This is a genomic window from Streptomyces sp. NBC_00597, assembly GCF_041431095.1.
Classification (GTDB): domain Bacteria; phylum Actinomycetota; class Actinomycetes; order Streptomycetales; family Streptomycetaceae; genus Streptomyces.
Window position 1 is genome coordinate 578,482 of sequence record NZ_CP107757.1, and the last position, 21,497, is coordinate 599,978.

Sequence of the window (21,497 nt, forward strand, 5' to 3'; positions counted from 1 at the left end):
ATGAGCAATCTCGTGACCAGGCACACCGACGACATCGCCCGGGCGGACAGGCTGGCCGCCCTCCTGTCGGACGCGCGGGGCGCGGAAACCCTCGCCGAACTGCAAAAGGCCGCCCGCCGCCGGCCACGCGAGCCGCAGGCCCCGGTGCCCGGCGCGGCGCCGGCACCCGCGTCGGCTTCCGTGGGCGTCTGGGACCTGCGCCCGGGGCCCGACGGCGTGGAACTGCACCGGCGTGACGTCGACGGGGAGACCGCCCGGTACTGGGCGGACGTGCCACACGTCCCGGGGAAGGCCGCGGCCCGCAGGGTCGTTCTCGCCGGGGAGTCCGCAGCCAGGGGCTTCCTCCTCGATCCCGGCCTGACGCCGGCCGATGCACTGCGGGACGAACTGGCGGGCGCTACACGGCCGGTGCAGGTCGTGGACCTCGCCCGGACCGGCGCCTCGATCACCGACCTCGCGGCCGTCGTCGCGAGCCTGCCGCACCTCGATGCGGACGCGCTGGTCCTGTTCGCGGGCAACAACTGGTCCCTGCAGAACCTGACAGTCGCCGACCACGACCGGCTCGCCGAGAGCCTGCGGCTGCGCGGTCTCGCCGGGATGCGGGACACCTTCACCCGGCGCATCGTCCTGCCGCGCGTGAGAGCGCTGCTGCGCCGGGTGGAGCGGATGGCGCACGAAGGTCCGGGCTTGGACGTCGTCGTGGTGATACCGGAGTTCAACCTGTGCGAGTGGCAGGCGGACCCCTCGTGGGAAACGGCGCTGCTGCCCCCCGAGCGGGCCGACGAGTGGGCCCGGCTGCGCCTGCGCATGGAAGCGGCCCAGGGGGCGGGACGATGGACCGACGTGGTGCGCGCGGCGGAGCGGATGGCCGCACTGGACGGCGGCACCAGCTCCGTGCCGGGAAGGGCGCTGGCCGCCGCCCACCTGCAGCTGGGCGACCCGGAGCGGGCCAGAACCGCCCTGGAGGAGGCGCGCGATTCGGTCACCGGAATGCTCGTCGCGCACACCCCCCGCATCACGGCGCTGATCCAGGCCGAACTGAGCGCCTTCGCGGACAGGGGCGGGCACGCGCTGGTCGATCTGCGGACCGAGCTGGCCGATCCGGCGACCGGCCTGCCCGACCCCGCCTGCTTCCTCGACTACTGCCATCTCAGCCCTCAGGGCACGGAGCGTGCCATGCGGGCGGTCGCCCGTCGGCTCGATCCCGAAGGGAACGCGCGCTCCGGCGGGCCGCACGGGACCGGTGACGCACGGGTGCGCTCCGTAGGCCACCTCCTGGCAGCGATCCACGGTGCCTGGCTGGGCCAGCCCGCCGAAGTGGTGGCGCGGCAGCTCGACACGGCCCTCACGGAGGACCCGGCGGTCGTCGCCGATCTGTCCGACCTGCTCGGCCTGCTGGCCAAGGGCGTGCCCGCCTGGCTCACGCCCGAGTACGACCGGCTCTGCGCTCTGCCCCATGCCGAGCGGTACCTGAATCCGGTGGCCCTGCGAGACTTCGGCACGCTCGCCCGGACCGTGCTGCCCTCGGAACTCGCCCGCGTTCTCGGCCGCCCCGCACCCCTGCCCGCCCATGCGGGAGATCTCCTCGCGGGGCGCCTCGACAGCGCACCGCGGATCGTGAACGGTCGGGAGGCGGCGTACCACCGCTCGGCGGTCCCCGTGTTCCGTGCACGGCTCGACGGTGCCCGAAAGGCGGGCTCGCGGCTGCTGCTCACGTACCGTACGCCGTCCGCGGCCGTCGACGCCGTACCGGGCACGCTGGAGTACGAGGGGCACGTGCTGGCCGTGGTCGACGCCAGCCCCCGGACCTGGCGACCGCTGGAGGTCCGGCTCCCGGCCGCGGGCGACGGCGGAACGGGAGAGCTGAGACTGCACTGGCCCGCGGTGGAGCACGACGAGGCGTCCTGGCGGGAACAGGGGGCCCGGACCCTGGCCACCGGCGGGATCCCGCTTCCCGTACCCGTCTACGGTGAGCTCTTCGAGGCCCGCGTGCTGAGCCGGGACGACCGGTGACCGCGGGCACGAGCACGAGTGCCGGCTTCCCCCAGGACCGCAGCTGTCCCTACCACCCGCCCGCCGGCTACCGGACGCAGGACGGGCGAGGTCCGATGGCCCGCGTCACCCTCTATGACGGCAGCTCGGCCTGGCTCGTGAGCGGGCTCGACCTGGGACGGCGCCTGCTCGGCGACGCACGGCTCTCGGTGAATCGCCGGTTCGGTTCGTTCCCCTTCCCCAGTGCAGAGTTCGCGGGCAGCGGCAGGCGCGACGCTCCGCTCATCGGGGTCGACGGCTCCGAGCACGCCGCTCAGCGCCGGATGCTGGTCGCCGGCTTCACGCACCGGCGCGTGGCATCGCTGCGGCCGAGGATCAGGCAGATCGTGGACCGGCACGTGGACGCGATGGTGGAGAAGGGGCCCGGCGCGGACCTCGTCACCGAGTTTGCGCTGCCCGTGACCTCGATCGTGATCTGTGGGCTGCTGGGGGTCCCGGATGCCGACCACGGCTTTCTGGAGCGGCAGTCCCGGCGCCTGCTGCGCGGCCCGGCCGACACGGACAGGGCCGACGGCCGCACTCGGTTGGAGAACCACTTCGGCGAACTGATCGACCGGAAACGGAGCGCCCCCGGCGACGGGCTGCTCGACGACCTCATCCAGCAGCACCTGCTCGGGGGGGCCCTGGAGCGGGACGAGCTGATCGCCATCGCGACGATCCTGCTGGTCGCCGGCCACGAGACCACCGCGGACATGATCTCTTTGGGAATCTTCACACTGCTCCGGCATCCCGAGCGGATGGCGGAGTTGCGTGAAAGGCCCGAACTCCTGCCCGCGGCCGTGGACGAGCTGCTCCGCTTCCTGTCCGTGGCGGACGGGATGCTGCGTGTTGCCACGCAGGACATCGAAACCCCGTCGCACGTGATCCGGGCGGGGGAAGGGGTCATCTTCTCCAACTCGGCCATGAACCGCGACGATGCCGTTTTCGACGATCCGGACGTCCTTCGCTGGAACCGCCCGACACGTCATCACGGCGCCTTCGGCTACGGAATGCACCAGTGTCTGGGACAGAATTTGGCGAGGGCGGAGATGGAGATCGCACTGACGGCTCTGCTGAACCGATTCTCGGAACTCCGGCTCGCGGTGCCTGTCGAGAGTATTTCTTTCAAGACGGGATATTCGGTCCAGGGTCCGCTCGAACTTCTCGTGGCGTGGTCGCCGGGCTCTTGACGCCCTTGCTCGGGCTGGGGGACGATGGCGGCCGAAATTGATTCGCACCACCGAACCGGAAGGAAGGGCCGAGTAATGGGAAATGGTGCCGCGGGTCTGATTGACCCGGTCATAAGGGAAATCGTAGAAGGGGAAGCTCCCGATCCGGAAGACTTTGCGTTCCGTCGGGAGTCGCTGGACGAGAGCCTGGCACTCGTGCACAAGTACAAAGCCTGATGGCCATGTGATGTGAAGCCGGGGGCGACGGCAGGCGTGCTCCACGTGTGGTGCACGCCTGCTCGGTCTCCGTCAAGAATTCTGACGAGCCGACCGGAGTGGAGGCGTGGTGTCGCTTCATGCAATGACACATGAGCCCGAGGTATTACTTGTCTTTCCCCCGCTGGTCGAATCAAGTTTCGGCAGCTTCTATCCCTCCACCGCCGTCCTCGCCGCCTGGTTGAAGAAACACGGCATCTCCGCGGTCCAACGTGACCTGAACACGGAGTTCGCCGAATACCTGCTCACCGACGACTGCCTCTCCCGCCTGGCGACGGGCCAGGTGCCCGGCGTCCCCGTGGAGTCCCTCGTCGCCGGCTGCGCGCGATGGGCGCACCGCGAGCGCGATCGACTGACCGATGCCCACGGCGCGTACCTCTTCGGCAGGGAGACGCAGGTGGGGTACGTGGTCGAGGAGTTGGCGCACCCGTTCCTGATCGACCCCGACGCGGACGCGTTGGCCGGCTTCACGGCCCGGCGCCGGGCCGTGCACCCGCTCGACGCCCACGCGGCCTTCATCCAGTGGGCGGACTGCGAGAACGCGGTACCGGACTCCGTGAAGCTGGTCGGCATCTCCGTCCCCATGGGGCCGCAACTCGTGCCGGCGCTCCTCCTGGCGCAAACGTTCAAGACCGCCAGGCCCGATGTGAGGATCGTCCTCGGCGGTCCGGCCTTCAGCCTGATGGACCCGCCCGAGCTGGACGAGCTCCTGCGCAACCACAGGGCCGTCGACGCCGTGGTGCGGTTCGACGGAGAGTTCCCCCTGCTGGGACTGGCCAGGCAAGTACGCGCCGACGAATGGGATCCCGGTCGGGTTCCGGGCGTGTCCGCCCTCGTCGACGGAGTTACCCGCCATGTTCCGCCGACTGCGGGACCGGCTCTGAATTCACTCCCCACCCCGGACTATCCGTCGGGGGACATCGCAAAGCTCGCGACGCCGAAACTCAGTGTCACCCAGGCGCGCGGATGCTACTGGGGGAAGTGCGATTATTGCGACTTCGTGGAACTGTACGACGGAAGCCCGCCCTATCGTGGCCGCCGTCCCGAGGCGGTCGTCGCCGATATCGAAGAGCTCATGTCCCGCTACGGGAACCGTCAGTTCACCTTCATCACCGAGTCCATTCCTCCGGCCTTCGCCCGCCGCGTGAGCCAGCTGATCATCGATCGGGGCATCGACATCACCTGGGATTCCTTCGCCATGGTCGACCGCAGATTCGACCGGGAGCTGCTGGAACTGATGGTGCGGGCCGGTTGCCGCTACCTGGTGATCGGAATGGAGGCGATGACCACCCGGGTGCTGAACCTGGTGCACAAATCCGCCGACCGCGAGGAGAACCAGCGATTCCTGCGCGAAGCGCGCGAGGCCGGCATGAAGCTGAGCGTCAACCTCATTCCCGATCTGCCCAGCACCACCTACCAGGAGGCCCTCGACTCCCTCGCTGACGTGGAAGCACTGGCGGACACCCTCGACTTCGTCGCCGTCTTTCCCTTCGAGCCGACGAGATCCTCCAACATCGGACGCACCCCCGGACGATTCGGCCTGATACCCGTGGCCGACGTCCCGGCGGACAGCCAGGCGCAGTACTCGTTGAACCACATGTCGAGCATCGACCCGGCGATGACGACGCAGGAGCGAGCCGACGTGTACGCGCGCTTCCGCGCCTTCGCACGCCGGATCAACGTGGCCTCGCAGGCGGGCGAGGGGGATGCGGACGCCCCCTTGGCGGTGGATGTCCGAGGCGCCGCCTTCATGCGGCTGGCCGTCGAAGACCTCGACGTGATCGACATGGGTGGCGAGATCGTGTGCACCCACATCATCGCGAAGGAACGCATCGTCGTTCCGGAAGCCGCAGCCCTCGTGCTGCGGCCGTACCTCGGGGGCGAGAGCTTCTCGGAGGCCGATCTGGCCACCCGCATCGGACCCACCGCGGCCCAGGCCCTGCTGACCAACCTCCTGGAAGCCCGCATGGTCAAAACCCTGTAGCCGCAACACCTAGCTGCCCCGGACGGTCGGCGAGACGGGGCGGGGGGCTGAGCGGGACCGGCAGCGCCCGGTACGGCAGCGGAGCCCCGATACGGCGGCAGGGCCCGGACCGTGCGTCGCGGTCCGGGCCCTGCCCCGTGCGGTGCCGCCCTGCGGCGGGGGTGCGTCAGCTTTCTGCGGTGTCGTCGCTCGCCTGTCCGGCGTTCTCAGCTGCGCGTGCTTTCTCGCGCATCTTGCGCACCAGCTCTGCCTTCTGGTCGGCGGCACTCTGGCGGTCGCGGTTGCGGTGCGGACCGTTGTTCTGTCGTTCGGCTCGGGACAGCTTCTTGCGCTGGCCGCCGCCCTGGCCCACGGGGTTGTTGATGTTCTTGCTGTCGGTCACGGGTTCTCCCGGTGGTGATGTGAAGTGATCTACGGATTCATCGGTGGGGGACGGGGCGCGGCGACGTCGAAGGACGTCAGCGGGGGCCCGTCACGCTCTCACTCGTAAATCGGCGTTTGGAAGAACATGACAAAGACGTTACCCGGTTCCGCCGGCCCCGCGCGCCATGCTCTTCGCCGCCCCGGCGTAGGCCACAGTGGCAGCCCGTGCCCGGCGGCGTTTCCGCTGGTGAGGGCGGCCCTTTGTTGGTCTCGGGGTGGGTGTGGGGCGGGCCATGGCAGATGCTGCTCGGTCCAGATCGTCTTGCCCCGGGGTAGGTGGCAGGTGCCCCGGCTGTCGGCGAACCGGTCGACGAGATGGAGGCCGCGGCCGCCTCGCCGGTGTCGGTGGGGTGCCGGCGTCGCGACCTTGCACGTTCGCGCCGGTGACACTGCGCGGCTCTCGTCCTTGACCGGTTGTGCGCTGTCGTGCCAACTCCTGGGCGCTGGAGGTCAATGCGGTCGGTCGGATCGCTCCTAGCTTGAAGAAGTGCCGAGCCCCGGAGGTGGCGGGCACGTTACCGATTGCTTCGAAAGGACCCCTCATGTTCGACATCAACAAGGTGCAGGCCGCTCCGAGCAAGGACCTGCTCACGCCCGACAACGCGGTCATGCTCTTCGTGGACCACCAGCCTCAGATGTTCTTCGGTACCGGCAGCGGCGACCGTGCCGCGATCATCAACAGCACCGTGGGCCTCGCCAAGGCGGCTCAGGCCTTCGACGTGCCGACCGTTCTGACCACGGTGGCCGCCGAGTCGTTCTCCGGGCCCCTGCTGCCGCAGCTCGCCGAGGTGTTCCCCAAGAACGAGGTCATCGACCGCACCACCATGAACGCCTGGGAGGACGAGGCGCTCGTCGCGGCGGTCAAGGCGACCGGGCGGAAGAAGATCATTCTGTCGGGTCTGTGGACCGAGGTCTGCCTGGTGCTGCCCGCGCTCTCGGCGCTGGAGCAGGGTTACGAGGTGTACATCGTGACCGACGCCTCCGGTGGCGTCAGCCCGGCCGCCCACGAGCACGCGCTGCAGCGGATGATCGCCGCCGGCGCCGTCCCGGTGACCTGGGTCCAGGTCCTCTTGGAGCTGCAGCGCGACTGGGCGCGTCAGGAGACGTACGGCGCGGTCATGGAGATCGTCAAGGCCCACGCGGGCGCGTACGGCCTGGGTGTCGTGTACGCACAGAGCGTCATCGGCGCGCACGCGGCCGGCTGACCCCTGTGGACACCGGCATTCTGATCCTGCGTCTGCTGGTGGGACTGCTCGTCGCCGGCCACGGTGTGCAGAAGGTCAGTTCACACCTGGGCGGCAAGGGACTCGACGGCGGTACCGAAGAGTTCCGCGCCGACGGTTTCCGCGGCGGTGCCTTCACCGCCCTCGCGGCGGGCGGCGGCCAGATCGGATCGGGCCTGCTGCTCGCCGCCGGCCTCCTGACCCCGCTCGCCGTGACCGGGACCATCGGGGTCATGACGGTCGCGCTCACCGTGAAATGGCGCCACGGGCTCTGGGTGCAGAACGACGGATACGAGTACCCGCTCGTCCTCATCAGCACCGCCGCCGCCCTCGCCGCCACCGGCCCCGGCGCCTGGTCCCTCGACGCGTCCCTCGGCCTCACGCCGTACCCGCTGTGGTGGGCCGCCCTCGCGCTCGTGGCCGGCCTCGGCAGTGGACTCCTCACCCGGCTCGTCCTGTACCGGCCCCCCGCCCCGGCGATCGCCGAGCGCTGAGCGCGAGCCGCACGGACCGGGTCCGGCCGCCCGCGTACCCCCCGACCGGGCGGCCGGGCCCTTCCCACCCTCTTTCCCTCACAGGAGCACTCGATGGACACCCCCACGCCCCCGCCCGGCGGCGGCCAGCCGCTGCTGCACCAGAAGGGCGCCGAGACCCAGGCGTTCGGCACGCTCAAGCAGTTGCCGATCGGCCTCGGCCACGACACCCGCATGTACGCCTGCCAGCGGCTGAACCGCGTGCTCGCCGACACGCAGATCCTCTACTCCCTCTACAAGAAGCACCACTGGCTCATGCGCGGGGCCACCTTCTACTCGCTCCATCTCATGCTGGACAAGCACGCGGAGGCCCAATTGGCCATCGTGGACGCGCTGGCCGAGCGCGTCCAGAGCCTCGGCGGCGTCGCCGTCGGGGACCCGCGCCACGTCGCGGAGCTGACGTCGATCCCCCGTCCGCCGGACGGCGTCGAGCCGGTGCCCGTGATGCTGTCGCGGCTCCTGGACGCGCACGAGCGGATCCTGATCGACGCGCGGGACGCCGCCGCCCGGCTCTCCGGGGAGGGCGACGAGGGCAGCGCCGACCTGCTCGTCTCCGATGCCGTCCGTACCGGCGAGGCGCAGGTGTGGTTCCTGGCCGAGCACCTCGTGAACACCCCTCTGGTGCGCGGCTGATGGACACGTACGACGTCGTCGTGGTCGGCGGCGGTCCGGCCGGCGAGGTCGTCGCCGACCGCACCGTCCGGTCGGGGCTGACCGCCGTCGTCGTCGAGGCCGAGGCGGTCGGCGGCGAGTGCTCCTACCATGCCTGCGTGCCGAGCAAGGCCCTGCTGCGACCCGGCGCCGCCCGGGCGGCGGCCCGCTCGGTCGACGGGGCCCGGCAGGCGGTCACGGCGGCACTCGACCCGGCGCGCGTCCTGGCCCGCCGTGACCGCTTCACCGGGCGCGGCGACGACACCGGCCAGGTCGACTGGCTCGACGGTGCGGGCATCGCGCTCGTACGGGGGCACGGACGGCTCGCCGGTGAGCGCCGGGTGGAGGTGACCGGGGCCGACGGCACGGTCCGTACCCTGCGGGCCCGGCGCGCGGTCGTGGTCTGCACCGGCACGGGGGCCGTGCTGCCGCCGATCGAGGGGCTCGACCGGATCGGCGTGTGGACCAACAGGCAGGCCACCACGGCCGACGCGGTACCCGCTCGGCTCGTCGTCATCGGCGGGGGAGTGGTGGCCTGCGAGATGGCCACCGCGTGGCGCTCGCTCGGCTCCTCCGTCACCCTGCTCGTCCGAGACCAGGCCCTGCTGACCGGCTGGGAGCCGTGTGCCGGCGAAGAGGTCACCCGGGGTCTGAGCGATCTGGGCGTCACCATCCGCTTCGGGGTGTCGGCCGTCCGGGTCGCCCGTGACGACACCCGCACGGTGACCGTGGACACCGACGACGGCACCACCCTCGTCTGCGACGAAGTCCTCGCCGCCGTCGGCAGGCGCCCGCGCACCGAGGACCTCGGCCTGGACTCCGTCGGACTGCCGGCAGGCGACTGGCTCCCGGTCGACGACACGTGCCGGGTCACCGCGGTCGAGGGTGAATGGCTCTATGCCGTCGGCGACGTGAACCACCGCGCGCCGCTGACCCACATGGCCAAGTACCAGGCCCGTGCCTGCGCGGCGGCCATCGCCGAGCGAGCCGCTGGGCGCCCGGCCGATACCGGCGGCGCACAGCCGTGGAGCGCGGAAGCCGACCATTTCGCCGTCCCACAGGCCGTCTTCACCCGTCCCGAGGTCGCGAGCGTCGGTCTCACGGAACGCGCGGCACGCGAATCGGGTCTCGCGGTGCGCACGGTGGAGTACCGCATCGACGACCTCGCCGGGGCCGCGCTCCACGCGGACGACTACCGCGGCCTCGCCAAGCTCGTCGTCGACGAGACCCGAGGAGTCGTCGTCGGCTGCACGCTCACCGGCGCGATGGCGACCGAGCTCATCCACACGGCCACCGTCGCCATCGTGGGCGAGGTCCCCCTGGAACGCCTCTGGCACGCCGTGCCCGCCTTCCCGACGGTGAGCGAGGTCTGGCTACGGCTCCTGGAGGCGTACGGCCTCTGAGGCGAGGCCCCGCCCGACCGGCGCACCCGCCGGCTCCATCGGCGCACCCTCCCGCCCGACCGCACACACCCGACGCTTCACCACCCGACAAGGAAACCCCATGCATCCCACGAGGCGCGCCCTCGCCCTCGCGCTCGCCCTGCCGGCCACGGTGGCCTCCCTGCTGGGCGCCGCACCCGCCGCACCCGTACGACCCGCGAGCGGCCCGGCCGCCGCCGGCACCGACCGGCACGGTCCCAAGCCCACGATCGTCCTGGTCCACGGGGCGTTCGCCGACGCGCCTCCGGCTGGGGCGGCACGATCAGACGGCTGCAGGGCGCCGGCTACCCCGTCATGGCCCCCGCCAACCCACTGCGCGGTCTCGCCGCGGACACCGCCTACCTGCGCAGCGTGCTGGCCGCCGTCGATGGACCCGTCGTCCTGGTCGGCCACTCCTACGGAGGCGCCGTCATCAGTGGCGCCGCCGTGGGCGACAGCCGTGTGAAGGCCCTCGTCTACATCGCCGCGTTCACCCCGGACGAGGGCGAAAGCGCGGCCGAGATCGCCGCCAAGTTCCCCGGCTCCACCCTCGGCGACACCGTGAACCCGCGGTCGTATCCGCTGCCCGGCGGTGGCACCGGCACCGAACTCGTCATCGAACGGGCCCGGTACCACCGGCAGTTCGCCGCCGATGTTCCCGCCGCCGACGCGGCCGTCATGGCCGCGACCCAGCGCCCGGTCGCCACCGCCGCGCTGGAGGAGAAGGCCGGGGAAGCGGCCTGGAAGACGATCCCGTCCTGGGCGCTGATCGCCACCGCCGACAAGAACATCCCGCCGGCCGCCGAACGGTGGATGGCCCGGCGCGCCCGCTCGCACGTCACCGAAGTGGACGCGTCGCACGCCGTGGCCGTCTCCCGTCCGGCCGTGGTAGCCGACGTGATCCTCGACGCCGCACGGGCGACCCGCTGAGCCTTCGACCCGCCCCTCCCGTACGTCCCCGAAGGAGAACCCCTCATGAAGAACCGTCCGATCCTCGAACCCGCCGCCCGGGCGTTCGCCGACGCCACCGCCCAGCCGCCGTTCCTCTACCAGATCCCCGTCGCGGACGGTCGCAAGGCCGTGGACGACGTGCAGAGCGGCGAGGGTGTTCCCCTGCCCGACGTCGACGAGGAGTGGGTCACCGTCCACGGCGGTCCGACCGCCGACGTCCGCGCCCGGATCGTCCGCCCCCGCGGCGCCATCGGTCCGCTGCCCGTCATCCTCTACATCCACGGCGCGGGCTGGGTCTTCGGCAATGCCCACACCCACGACCGGCTCGTCCGCGAACTCGCCGTCGGCACCGGGGCGGCCGTCGTCTTCCCCGAGTACGACCTCTCTCCCGAGGCCCGCTACCCCGTCGCGATCGAGCAGAACTACAGCGTCGCCCAGTGGGTCGCCCGCGAGGGCCACCACAAGGACCTCGACGGCACTCGGATCGCCGTCGCGGGCGACTCGGTCGGTGGCAACATGAGCGCCGCCCTCACCCTCATGGCCAAGCAGCGCGGCGACGTGACGCTCGTCCAGCAGGTGCTCTTCTACCCGGTCACGGACGCGAGCTTCGACACCGACTCGTACCACCTGTTCGCCGAGGGCTACTTCCTGCGGCGCGACGCCATGACGTGGTTCTGGGACCAGTACACGACCGACGACGCCGAGCGCGCCCAGATCACCGCCTCCCCGCTGCGCGCCTCCACCGAGCAGCTCACCGGCCTGCCGCCGGCCCTGGTGATCACGGCCGAGGCGGACGTCCTGCGCGACGAGGGCGAGGCGTACGCGGCGAAGCTCCGGGCCGCCGGCGTCCCGGTGACCGCGCTCCGCGTCCAGGGGGCCATCCACGACTTCGTGATGCTGAACGCGCTGCGCGAGACGCAGGCCGCGGAACTCGCCATCGGTCTCGCCACCGACACCCTGCGCAAGGCCCTGGCATGACCGGGCCGTCGACGAGCATGCCGGTGGCGGGTCTCGTCCCCGCCCCGCGCCGGGAACACGAGCATGCCGACCTCCTCGTCCGCAACGCGAAGGTGTTCACCGGTGACGCCGACCGCCCCGAGGCCCGCGCCGTCGCGATCCGCGACGGCCGCGTCGCGGCCCTCGGCGACGACCACGAGCTCGCCCACCTCGTCGGGCCGGGCACCAAGGTCGTCGACGCCCTCGGTCGCAGGGTGATCCCCGGTCTCAACGACTCGCACCTGCACGTCATCAGGGGCGGCCTGAACTACGTACTGGAGCTGCGCTGGGACGGGGTGCGCAGTCTGCGCCACGCCCTGGCCATGCTGCGCGAGCAGGCCGGCCGGACCCCCAAGGGGCAGTGGATCCGCGTCGTGGGCGGCTGGACCGCCGAACAGTTCGTCGAGCGCAGGATGCCGACCGTCGCCGAGCTGAACGCCGCCGCACCCGACACCCCCGTCTTCGTCCTGCACCTGTACCAGTCGGCCCTGATGAACCGGGCAGCGGTACGGGCAGCCGGATTCACGCGCGACACCCCGGATCCCCGCGGCGGGCAGATCGTCCGGGGCCGGGACGGCGAACCCAACGGCGTCCTCCTCGCCGCGCCGAGCGCCCTCATCCTGTACTCGACCCTGGCCAAGGCGCCGGCTCTCGACGAGGCCGACAAGCGGACGTCGACGCGCCACTTCCTGCGCGAGCTGAACCGCTTCGGGCTGACGTCCGCGGTCGACGCCGCCGGCGGGTTCCAGAACTTCCCCGACAACTACGCCACGGTCGTCGACCTCGCCCGGTCGGGGGAGCTGACCCTCCGGATCGCCTACCACCTCTTCCCGCAGACGGCCGGACAGGAGCTCGCCGACCTGAAGCGGTGGACCGAGATGGTCAAGCCCGGGGACGGGGACGAGTGGCTCCGGCTGAACGGGGCGGGCGAGAACCTGACCTGGGCCGCCGCGGACTTCGAGAACTTCTCCGAGCCCCGTCCCGCGCTTGCCGACGGGTACGAGGCCGAGTTCGAGAAGGCGGTCCGGCTGCTGCTGGAGAACGGCTGGGGCTTCCGGCTCCACGCCACGTACGACGAGACGATCCGCCGCGACCTGGCCGTCTTCGAGAAGCTCGCGGCCGAAGGGCTCTTCCCCGGCGGCAACCGCTGGCTGTTCGACCACGCCGAGACCGTCTCCACCGACAGCCTCGACCGGATCGCCGCCCTCGGCGGCGCCGTCTCCGTACAGAACCGGATGTCCTTCCAGGGCACCGCGTTCCTCGACCGGTACGGTGCCGAGGCCGCAGCCCACGCCCCGCCGGTGCGGGCCATGCTCGACCGGGACCTGACCGTCGCCGCCGGAACCGACGCCACCCGCGTCTCCTCGTACAACCCGTGGGTCGCGCTCCACTGGCTCGTGACCGGGCGCACCGTCGGCGGCACCGCGCTCCACCCGGCCGGGAACCTGATCGACCGGGAGACCGCCCTCGGTCTGTACACCCGTGGCGGAGCGCAGCTCACCGGCGAGCAGGACGTCAAGGGAACCCTGCGAGAGGGCTGCTACGGCGACCTCGCGATCCTGTCTGACGACTACCTCACCGTGCCCGAGGACGTCATCCCCGGCATCGAGTCCGTGCTCACCGTCGTCGGCGGCCGGATCGTCTGGGCGACCGCGGAGTACGAGGGTCTCGACGAGGCCGTCCCGCCGGTCAGCCCGGGGTGGAGCCCGGTGGCCCACTTCGGCGGCTACCAGAGCGGTGCCCTCCAGGCGTCGGCCGTGGCCGAGGCCGTCGCCGAGTCCGAGCAGCACCGCCGGTGGCGCGTCGCGCGCGGCTCCGTTCCCGAGACGACGCCGTCCTTCGTCGACCCCTGCTTCGAGCACTGAGAGAGAGATCCACCCGATGTCCGCAGCCTCCCCCGCCGCCGACGGCGGCGACACCCCGGCGACCTCGCCGGACGTTCCCCCGGGACGCCGTTTCGAGCCGGACCTCCGGTCGATGACACGGATCAACCTACGTCCCATCGCCTCACCGATGCCGCTCGGCTTCTTCACGATAGCCATCGCCTCCGTGATGACGGGCTGCCTCCAGCTCGGGCTGTTCGACGAGGCGGCCCGCGCCGCCGTCGCCTTCACCGTGCTGCCGGCCTTCGTCCTGCAACTCCTGGTGAGCTTCCTGGCCTTCGGCGCACGTGACGTGATCGCGGCGACGCTGATGGCGGTGTTCGCCGGCAGTTGGCTGCCCTACTCGCTCATCATGCTCAGCGGTGCGGCCGACGGCCTTCAGGTCCTCGGCGTGTTCAACCTGGCGCTCCTCTGCTTCGGGGCCCTGATGACGGCCGTGACCCGGCCCAAGCGCGCGCTGTGGCTCGTCCTCGCGGTCTCCCTGCCCCGCTGGGCGGCCACCGGTCTCTCGGGCATCACCGGCGCCGAATGGCTGACGCGCACGTCCGGTGCGCTCGGCCTCGTCGTGGCGCTCGTCGCGATGTACACGGCGTTCGCCCTGATGCTTGAGGACATGCGCAGCGAGCAGGTCCTGCCCATCGGCCGCAGCGGCCCCGCCCACCTCGCCGTGGAAGGCGACCTGGCCGTCCAGCTCCGCAACCTGGAACGCCAGGCGGGCGTGCGCCGCACGCTCTGACCGCACCCACCCACCCCGTCACACCACGAGCACACAGGAGCACCCATGGAACCGCAGGTGACGGACCGGCCCGAGAAGTCCCGGTACGAGATCCTCGCCGGCGAAGACGGCATCGAGACCGGCGGCTTCGCCGAGTACCACCTTTCGGAGGGCGAGATCGCCTTCATCCACACCGAGATCGACAGCCGGTTCGCCGGCCGGGGCCTGGGCGGACTGCTCGCCCGCGGGGCCCTCGACGACGCCCGGGCCCGAGGGCTGCGCGTCCTGCCGTACTGCCCCTTCATCCGGGGCTGGATCGGCAAGCACCCCGAGTACACCGACCTGGTGCCCGAGGCGAGGCGCGCCCGCTTCGGCCTGTGAAGCACCACACGAACACCACACGGCCGCCTGCCGCATCCCCAACCCCGTCCCCCGTCACGCACCGAGGAGTTCCCCCATGTCCCGACACGCCCGCCCCACCGTCGTCCTGGTCCACGGCGCCTTCGCCGACGCCTCCAGCTTCGCCCGCGTCATCCCCGAACTGACCGCCGCCGGCATGGAAGTGGTGGCCCCGGCGGTGCCCAACCGCAGCCTCGTCGACGACGCCGCGTACATCGCCTCGGTGATCCGCGCCGTCGAAGGCCCCGTGATCCTGGTCGGGCACTCCTACGGTGGCGCCGTCATCACCCTCGCCGGCACGGAGGACAACGTCCGCGCACTGGTGTACCTGGCGGGATACGCGCTGGAGGAGGGCGAGAGCCTGGGCGAGCTGCAGGGCCGCTTCCCCGACTCCGGTCTCGCCGACGCGCTCGTCTACACCCCGTTCCCGGTGGCCGGCTCCACCGAGACCGGCACCGACGTCTCGGTGGAGATCGAGAAGTTCCCCGCCCTCTTCGCGGCGGACGTCGACCCCGACCTCGCCGCGGTGCTCGCCGTCTCCCAGCGCCCCCTGGCCGCACGTGCCTTCTCGGAGACGGCGCCTGTCGCGGCGTGGAAGACCAAGCCCTCGTGGGGTCTGGTCGCTTCCTCCGACCGCACGATCAACCCCGACGTGGAGCGCTTCGGCTACGAGCGCGCCGGGATGACCACCGTCGAGGTCGACTCCTCCCACCTGGTCATGCTCGCCCGGCCCAAGGCCGTGGTGGAGCTGATCCAGGACGCGGTCCGGTCCACCGCTCACTGACCCGATCGTTCAGGATCGAACGATTAGTCGATTTTGTTCGAGCGCTGGTAGCTTCTGATCGCTCCCGAGAACCCTTCGGGGGGCGATCGGAGGAGATGCACCCATGAGGTTCGGCGCGAGGCTCACGCTCGCCGCCATCGCCCTCGCCGCCCTTGCCGCCGCCTGCCGTGTTCCACAGGACAGCACTTCGCAGTCGCGGACAGCCGTGGACTGCGGGCCGTACGCCCGGTACGGCAAGCACCCCGGCTCCAAGGTCACCGTCTACGCGGAGAACCGGGACCGGGAGGCCGACCTGTTCGAAGAGACCTGGGCGGACTTCGCGGGCTGCACGGGAATCGACGTCCAGTACGAGGGGGACGGGGAGTTCGAGGCCCAGATTCAGCTCCGGGTCGACGGCGGGAGTGCCCCTGACATGGCGTTCTTCCCCCAGCCCGGGCTCCTGGAACGCTTCGCGCGGGCGGGGAAGCTCAAGCCCGCGAGCGCCGGGGTCGCGGCCCTCGCGAAGCAGGGCTGGTCGGCGGACTGGAACAGCTACGCGACCGTGGACGGCACCCTCTACGGCACGCCGCTGGTCGCGAACGTGAAGTCGTTCGTCTGGTACTCGCCGAAGTTCTTCCGGGACAAGGGACTGAGCGTTCCCCACACGTGGTCCGAGCTGATGGAAGTGACGGAGAAGGTCGCGGCGTCGGGCGTCAAGCCGTGGTGCGCGGGCATCGAGTCCGCCGAGGCGACCGGCTGGCCCGTGACGGACTGGATCGAGGACGTCCTGCTGCGCCAGCAGGGCACGGACGTGTACGACCAGTGGGTCGCCCACGAGATCCCGTTCAACGACCCGCGTGTGATCACGGCCATGGACACCGTGGGGTCCATCCTCAAGAACGACCGGTTCGCCAACGGCGGTTTCGGTCCGGCCCGGTCGATGGCGTCGATCTCCTTCCAGGAGGCCGGCACACCGATTCTCTCCGGCGACTGCGCGATGCACCGCCAGGCCTCGTTCTACGCCGACATGTGGCCGAAGGGCACCGAGATCGGACCGGACAAGGACGTCTACGCCTTCCTCCTGCCGGGGGCCGACCCGGCCGACCGGCCCGTACTCGGCGGTGGGGTCTTCACCGCGGCGTTCGCCGACCGTGCCGAAGTGCGGGCGTTCCAGGAGTATCTGGCCTCCGCGGACTTCGCGAACGCGCGTATGAAGAAGGGCCCGTTCGTCTCGGCGAACAAGGGAGTGGATCCGGCGAATGCCGCGACCCCGGTCGACAGGCTCTCGATCCAGCTGCTCCAGGATCCCAGGACGCAGTTCAGGTTCGACGGTTCGGACCTGATGCCGGCGTCGGTCGGTGCCGGGACGTTCTGGAAGGGAGCCGTCGACTGGATCGGCGGCGCGAGCACCCGGCAGGTCGCCGACTCCATCGAACGGTCCTGGCCGAGCCGCTGATGTCGTTCGACGCCGCCGCCCAGCAGCCCAAGCTGCTGTACCTGCTCCAGGGCGTCGCCGCCTTCGCGGCGGTGGTCTCCCTGATCCTGCTGGCGCTGCACCGGGGGCCGGTACGGAGGAGGGCCGCGGCCCTGATCCTGCTGGCCCCGGCCCTGCTGCTGCTCACGGTCGGTCTTCTCCTGCCCGGTCTGCGCACCCTGGTCCTGTCGTTCACCGACGGCGGGGGAGACGCGTGGGCCGGGTTCGACAACTACGTGTGGATGGTCACCGACCCCCGGGCGCTGGTGGCGCTGCGCAACACCCTGGCGTGGGTGGTGCTCGTGCCGCTGACGGCGACCGCGGTCGGTCTGCTCTACGCGGCGGCCGTCGTACGGTCGCGGTTCAGAGCGTTCGCGCTCTCCCTCGTCCTGATGCCGATGGCGATCTCCTCCGTCGGCGCGGGCGTCGTCTGGAAGTTCGTCTACGCCTACCGTCCCGCGGCGGTCGGGCAGATCGGGCTGCTGAACCAGCTCGTCGTCGTGTTCGGCGGTGAACCGCGGCAATGGCTCGTGGATTCCCCCTGGAACGTCCTGTTCCTCATCGTGGCGATGGTGTGGACACAGGCGGGCTTCGCGGCCGTCCTGCTGGCCGGTGCGATCAGGGCCGTTCCCGGTGAGCTGACCGAGGCGGCCCAACTCGACGGTGCGTCCTCCCGGCAGATCTTCTGGCGGATCACGATGCCGTCGATCAGGCCCACACTGCTCGTCGTGGTCCTCGCCCAGACGATCGGCACCTTCAAGTCCTTCGACATCGTCAAGACCATGACCGGTGGACAGTTCGATACGGGCGTCATCGCCCACGAGATGTACGGCCAGGCCTTCCGCTACGGCGAGACGGGCCGAGGCGCGGCGCTCGCCGTGCTCCTCTTCGTCCTCGTCACCCCCTTCGTCGCCCACCGGATCCGGGCGCAGCGGAGGACGGGGTGATCGGCGTCCGGGAGCGTCTGGCCTCCCGCGCCTTCACGGCGATCGCTGTGGTGATCGCGGTCCTCTGGACGACACCGACCCTCGGTCTCCTGCTCTCCTCGTTCCGCCCCGAGGAGGAGATCAAGACGACGGGCTGGTGGACCGTGTTCGGTGCGCCCCACCTCACGCTCGACAACTACGTCGAGGTGCTGTCCGGCGGCGGGAACGGGTCGGGGCGGCTCGCGGAGTACTTCGTCAACTCCGTCGTCATCACTGTTCCCTCGGTACTGTTCCCGCTCGTCCTGGCCTTCTTCGCGGCGTACGCCCTGGCCTGGATCGACTTCAGGGGGCGCGACGCGCTCGTCGTCGGCATCTTCGCGCTCCAGGTCGTGCCGCTCCAGATGGCGCTCGTCCCTCTCCTGAAGCTCTTCTCCCAGGGCTGGCTGTTCCTGCCCGCGTGGCATCTCACCGGGCCCGCGCGGTTCGGCCAGGTCTGGTTCGCCCACACGGTCTTCGCGCTGCCGTTCGCGGTGTTCTTCCTGCACAACTTCCTGGCAGGGCTGCCTCGGGCCCTGATCGAGGCCGCCCGCGTCGACGGCGCGTCGCACGGGACGCTGCTGCTCCGGATCGTGCTGCCCCTGGCCCGCCCGGCCCTGATCACCTTTGCCGTCATCCAGTTCATCTGGGTGTGGAACGACCTCCTCGTGGCACTCACACTGTCGGGCGGAACGGCCGGGACCGCGCCGATGACGGTCAGACTGGCGAGCCTGGCCGGGACGTACGGCAACGAGTGGCAGCGGCTCACCGCGGGAGCCTTCGTGGCCGCGTTCGTCCCGCTGCTCGTCTTCCTCTCCCTCCAGCGGCACTTCGCACGGGGACTGCTCGCCGGATCGGTCAAGGGATGATCCCCGACCGGCCCGAGGAACAAGGCGGGGTGACGGGGCTGAGCCGGCCCGGGCTGCGGGGCCGCGAAGCCGAGCTGGAGCGGCTGCGCGCCCTGGTCGAGGCGGTGCATGACGGCGAGGGCGGAGCGATCGCGCTGCTCCTGGGCGAGCCCGGGATCGGGAAGACCGTCCTGCTGCAGGCGACCGTCTCGATCGCACGGGCCCACGGATTCGTCGTCAGCCATGGACGCGCCGAGGAACTGCACGAGCTGGCACCACTCGCCTCACTGGCCTCGGGCCTTCTGCACGGTGACCCGCCGCTGCTGTCCAGCACGGACTTCGCAGACCTCGCGGGCCACCACGACCAGCGCATCTGGCTCGTCGAACGGCTGGCCCAGCTGATCGAGGAACGCTCGGCGGGCACGCCGGTACTGATCGCGGTCGACGACGTCCAATGGGCCGACCCGCTGAGCCGGTTCGCCCTGAGCGTCATGCCGGCACGGCTGCTCAGCTCCCCGGTGCTCTGGCTGCTCACGAGCAGGAACGACCCGGAACTGTACGGGCAGGGGCCGCGGACGACGACCCTCCCCCTCCGGCCGCTGTCCGACACGGCCCTGGCCGAGCTGGCACGGGACGTCCTCGGCGGGGACGTCCCGGAGCAGGTCGCGGAACTCCTCGACGGGGCGGGAGGCAACCCCTTCCTCGCGGCCGAGATGCTTGCGGGCGTCGCGGCGTCGGGCGCGGACGCGCCGGAGCCGCCGGAGCGGCTGGTCCTCGGCGTACGCGGCCGGCTGGCCGACCTGCGGCCGGACACCCTCCACTTCCTGCGGATCGGCTCGGTCCTCGGCCGCGCGTTCACGCTCGCCGACGCCGCGGCCCTGTGCGGCCGGCCCGCCTCCGGACTCAGCGCCGAACTCGACGAGGCGATCTCCGCCCAGCTCCTCCACGACGAGGGCGAGCACCTCCTGTTCCGCCACGACCTGCTCCGCCAGGCGGTGTACGCCGACCTCACGCCCTCCGTACGCCGGGCGCTCCACCGGGAGGCCGCGAGCCGACTCGTCGCGGCGGGCCGGAGCTCCGTCGACGCGGTCCCGCATCTGCTGAAGAGCGCCGAACCCGGCGACCAGGAGGCGATCGGACTTCTTGGCACGGCCGCCACGGACGTGATCGCCGTGATGCCCGACCTCGCCGCCGACCTGGCCGTACGCGCCCTGGAACTCGTACCGCCCCATGCGCCCATGGTGTTCGACGTGGGAGAACGGGCCATCGTCGCGCTGACCCGCGCGGGCCGGTACACCCAGGCACGGGCCACCGGCGATGCGCTGCTCGCCCGGCAACCGCCCCTGGACGTCTTCGCCCGTCTGCAGTCCGTACTCGGCGACACGCTCTGGCACCTCGACGACGTCCACGAGCTGACCCGCCGCTCGACGACGGCGCTGGCAGCCGTCACCGACCCGGCGATCCGCGCCCGGCTGACCGCTCGGCAGGCCCTGGCCCGGTCCCGCGGACGCGACCTCGGGGCCGCTCGCGAGACGGGCGAAGGAGCGCTCGCCGAGGCGGAGCGGGTCGGTGACCGGGAGGCCCGCGTCCTCGCGCTCTGGGGCCTCGGCGAGATCGCCGTCAACGCGGGCGACTGCGCCGCCGCCGTAGAACACCACACGGCACTGAGCGTGTTCGACACGGCCTTCCTGCCGGAGGAGGCCGTCGCCCGGATCCACATGGACGACTTCGACACCGTACGGCGACTGCTGCGGACGGCGGGCGACGCTCCCCTGCGCCCCGCCATGCTGATCTGGGCCCAGGCAACCCTGAACATCGGGCTCGGCCGGCTCGACGATGCGGACGCCGACCTCGTCACCGCCGAGCGGCTCGAAGCGGACCTCCACGTGCCCGGCAACCTGGTCAACATCCGCGTCAACCGCGGTCTGCTTGCGATGCTGCGCGGCGACCGCGAAGCCGTGCGGGAACACCTGGACGTCGTGCGGGCGACCGTTGCCGACCGGCCGAACACCGGCAACCACGCCACGCACCAGTACTTCGAGGCCGTCGTCGCCGACGCCGACGGCGACCACGCGGCAGCGGCCGAACTGGTCCGATCCGTGCAGCGGGACCACCCCTTCCTCCGGTGGCGGCTCCTGCGCCCGCATGTCGTCCAGGCCGTGCGGATCGCCCTGCGCGCCGGGGACCGGAACCTGGCCGAGGACCTCGCGGCCCAGGCGGCAGAACACGCCACCCGCAACCCCACCGTGCCGACCGCCCAGGGGACGGCCGCTCACGCGTCCGCCCTGGTGAACGCCGACCACGGACTCCTGGAGCGGTCGGTCCGCATCCTCCTCACCGGCCCCCGGCCGTTGCCCCTCGCCGCCGCATCCGCAGACCTCGGGCGCGTGCTCCTCGCAGCAGGCGATCCCGCCGCGACACCCGCCCTGACCAGGGCGCACGACATCTACGCCCAGGCGGGGGCCGACGTCGAGGCCGACCGGGTCCGGGCCGATCTGGAACGGACCACGAGCCGCTCCGGCCGGCGCACCGGAGGCCTCGGGCCGCGCCCCGACCAGGGCTGGGACGCGCTCACGGCCTCGGAGCGCAAGGTGGCCCGGCTGATCGCCGCGGGTCACACCAACCGGTCGGCCGCGGAGGCCCTCGTCGTCTCCCCGCACACGGTCAACACCCATCTGGCGTCGATCTTCCGCAAGCTGTCGGTGCGCTCAAGGGTCCACCTGGCCCGGATCGTCCTTGCGGAGGACGACGCCGGAACGGCCACCGGCGGCTGAGCGACCTCTGCGCCCCCGTGC

General features: G+C 71.4%; 17 protein-coding genes and 1 pseudogene. 17 read left to right on the plus strand and 1 reads right to left on the minus strand.

Translation table 11 applies throughout. The annotated features are described in order from the left end of the window. The first annotated feature begins 12 nt into the window (after positions 1-12). The 3 genes from OG974_RS02340 to OG974_RS02350 all read left to right on the plus strand — a co-directional run bounded on the left by OG974_RS02340 (position 13) and on the right by OG974_RS02350 (position 5,460). Positions 13-2,013, plus strand: coding sequence for a hypothetical protein (locus OG974_RS02340; RefSeq protein WP_371645213.1), 2,001 nt, complete (start codon positions 13-15; stop codon positions 2,011-2,013). Between the two features lie 95 nt (positions 2,014-2,108). Next, positions 2,109-3,221, plus strand: a complete 1,113-nt coding sequence (locus OG974_RS02345; protein ID WP_327279299.1) for a cytochrome P450 — start codon at positions 2,109-2,111, stop codon at positions 3,219-3,221. 340 nt (positions 3,222-3,561) lie between these two features. Then, positions 3,562-5,460 carry a radical SAM protein gene (locus OG974_RS02350; RefSeq protein ID WP_328764179.1) on the plus strand — a complete coding sequence of 633 codons (1,899 nt, stop codon included), beginning with the start codon at positions 3,562-3,564 and terminating at the stop codon, positions 5,458-5,460. Between the two features lie 166 nt (positions 5,461-5,626). On the opposite strand, the gene OG974_RS02355 is transcribed toward OG974_RS02350, so the two are convergent. Beyond that, positions 5,627-5,842, minus strand: coding sequence for a DUF6243 family protein (locus OG974_RS02355; protein WP_327279301.1), 216 nt, complete (start codon positions 5,840-5,842; stop codon positions 5,627-5,629). Positions 5,843-6,425: 583 nt separating this feature from the next. Between OG974_RS02355 and OG974_RS02360 the strand changes: the two genes are divergently transcribed. The 14 genes and pseudogenes from OG974_RS02360 to OG974_RS02425 all read left to right on the plus strand — a co-directional run bounded on the left by OG974_RS02360 (position 6,426) and on the right by OG974_RS02425 (position 21,476). Further along, on the plus strand, positions 6,426-7,088 hold the full coding sequence (locus OG974_RS02360; protein WP_327279302.1) for a hydrolase: 663 nt from the start codon (positions 6,426-6,428) through the stop codon (positions 7,086-7,088). A 5-nt stretch (positions 7,089-7,093) separates the two neighbouring features. Then, on the plus strand, positions 7,094-7,600 hold the full coding sequence (locus tag OG974_RS02365; protein WP_328764180.1) for a DoxX family membrane protein: 507 nt from the start codon (positions 7,094-7,096) through the stop codon (positions 7,598-7,600). Between the two features lie 93 nt (positions 7,601-7,693). After that, complete coding sequence (locus OG974_RS02370) at positions 7,694-8,272, plus strand: DNA starvation/stationary phase protection protein (protein WP_328764181.1); 579 nt, start codon at positions 7,694-7,696, stop codon at positions 8,270-8,272. Beyond that, positions 8,272-9,693: an NAD(P)/FAD-dependent oxidoreductase gene (locus OG974_RS02375; protein WP_371645216.1), complete on the plus strand. Its 1,422-nt coding sequence runs from the start codon at positions 8,272-8,274 to the stop codon at positions 9,691-9,693. The genes OG974_RS02370 and OG974_RS02375 overlap by 1 nt, the downstream gene beginning before the upstream one ends. A 100-nt stretch (positions 9,694-9,793) precedes the next feature. Then, a pseudogene (locus tag OG974_RS02380) lies at positions 9,794-10,641 on the plus strand (alpha/beta fold hydrolase). 45 nt (positions 10,642-10,686) lie between these two features. Further along, on the plus strand, positions 10,687-11,640 hold the full coding sequence (locus OG974_RS02385; protein ID WP_327279307.1) for an alpha/beta hydrolase: 954 nt from the start codon (positions 10,687-10,689) through the stop codon (positions 11,638-11,640). Beyond that, positions 11,637-13,523: an amidohydrolase gene (locus OG974_RS02390; RefSeq protein ID WP_371645218.1), complete on the plus strand. Its 1,887-nt coding sequence runs from the start codon at positions 11,637-11,639 to the stop codon at positions 13,521-13,523. The genes OG974_RS02385 and OG974_RS02390 overlap by 4 nt, the downstream gene beginning before the upstream one ends. Positions 13,524-13,539: 16 nt before the next feature. Further along, complete coding sequence (locus tag OG974_RS02395; protein WP_327279309.1) at positions 13,540-14,277, plus strand: GPR1/FUN34/YaaH family transporter; 738 nt, start codon at positions 13,540-13,542, stop codon at positions 14,275-14,277. Between the two features lie 45 nt (positions 14,278-14,322). Then, positions 14,323-14,637 carry a GNAT family N-acetyltransferase gene (locus tag OG974_RS02400; protein WP_327279310.1) on the plus strand — a complete coding sequence of 105 codons (315 nt, stop codon included), beginning with the start codon at positions 14,323-14,325 and terminating at the stop codon, positions 14,635-14,637. 76 nt (positions 14,638-14,713) lie between these two features. After that, positions 14,714-15,439 carry an alpha/beta hydrolase gene (locus tag OG974_RS02405; RefSeq protein WP_327279311.1) on the plus strand — a complete coding sequence of 242 codons (726 nt, stop codon included), beginning with the start codon at positions 14,714-14,716 and terminating at the stop codon, positions 15,437-15,439. A 103-nt stretch (positions 15,440-15,542) separates the two neighbouring features. Further along, positions 15,543-16,874 carry an extracellular solute-binding protein gene (locus OG974_RS02410; protein WP_327279312.1) on the plus strand — a complete coding sequence of 444 codons (1,332 nt, stop codon included), beginning with the start codon at positions 15,543-15,545 and terminating at the stop codon, positions 16,872-16,874. Continuing rightward, complete coding sequence (locus OG974_RS02415) at positions 16,874-17,839, plus strand: sugar ABC transporter permease (protein ID WP_327279313.1); 966 nt, start codon at positions 16,874-16,876, stop codon at positions 17,837-17,839. The genes OG974_RS02410 and OG974_RS02415 overlap by 1 nt, the downstream gene beginning before the upstream one ends. After that, positions 17,836-18,723 (plus strand): carbohydrate ABC transporter permease, encoded by an 888-nt coding sequence (locus tag OG974_RS02420; RefSeq protein ID WP_327279314.1) that lies wholly within the window; start codon positions 17,836-17,838, stop codon positions 18,721-18,723. Before OG974_RS02415 ends, OG974_RS02420 begins: the two co-directional genes overlap by 4 nt. Further along, positions 18,720-21,476, plus strand: a complete 2,757-nt coding sequence (locus OG974_RS02425) for an AAA family ATPase (protein ID WP_327279315.1) — start codon at positions 18,720-18,722, stop codon at positions 21,474-21,476. The genes OG974_RS02420 and OG974_RS02425 overlap by 4 nt, the downstream gene beginning before the upstream one ends. Positions 21,477-21,497: the final 21 nt, after the last annotated feature.

What these genes read in the sequence shown, in the direction of transcription:
- OG974_RS02345 (WP_327279299.1), top strand. Translation starts at nt 2,109, where the DNA reads ATGGCCCGCGTCACCCTCTATGACGGCAGCTCGGCCTGGCTCGTGAGC.
- OG974_RS02350 (WP_328764179.1), top strand. Translation starts at nt 3,562, where the DNA reads ATGACACATGAGCCCGAGGTATTACTTGTCTTTCCCCCGCTGGTCGAA.
- OG974_RS02360 (WP_327279302.1), top strand. Translation starts at nt 6,426, where the DNA reads ATGTTCGACATCAACAAGGTGCAGGCCGCTCCGAGCAAGGACCTGCTC.
- OG974_RS02370 (WP_328764181.1), top strand. Translation starts at nt 7,694, where the DNA reads ATGGACACCCCCACGCCCCCGCCCGGCGGCGGCCAGCCGCTGCTGCAC.
- OG974_RS02375 (WP_371645216.1), top strand. Translation starts at nt 8,272, where the DNA reads ATGGACACGTACGACGTCGTCGTGGTCGGCGGCGGTCCGGCCGGCGAG.
- OG974_RS02385 (WP_327279307.1), top strand. Translation starts at nt 10,687, where the DNA reads ATGAAGAACCGTCCGATCCTCGAACCCGCCGCCCGGGCGTTCGCCGAC.
- OG974_RS02390 (WP_371645218.1), top strand. Translation starts at nt 11,637, where the DNA reads ATGACCGGGCCGTCGACGAGCATGCCGGTGGCGGGTCTCGTCCCCGCC.
- OG974_RS02395 (WP_327279309.1), top strand. Translation starts at nt 13,540, where the DNA reads ATGTCCGCAGCCTCCCCCGCCGCCGACGGCGGCGACACCCCGGCGACC.
- OG974_RS02400 (WP_327279310.1), top strand. Translation starts at nt 14,323, where the DNA reads ATGGAACCGCAGGTGACGGACCGGCCCGAGAAGTCCCGGTACGAGATC.
- OG974_RS02405 (WP_327279311.1), top strand. Translation starts at nt 14,714, where the DNA reads ATGTCCCGACACGCCCGCCCCACCGTCGTCCTGGTCCACGGCGCCTTC.
- OG974_RS02410 (WP_327279312.1), top strand. Translation starts at nt 15,543, where the DNA reads ATGAGGTTCGGCGCGAGGCTCACGCTCGCCGCCATCGCCCTCGCCGCC.
- OG974_RS02415 (WP_327279313.1), top strand. Translation starts at nt 16,874, where the DNA reads ATGTCGTTCGACGCCGCCGCCCAGCAGCCCAAGCTGCTGTACCTGCTC.
- OG974_RS02425 (WP_327279315.1), top strand. Translation starts at nt 18,720, where the DNA reads ATGATCCCCGACCGGCCCGAGGAACAAGGCGGGGTGACGGGGCTGAGC.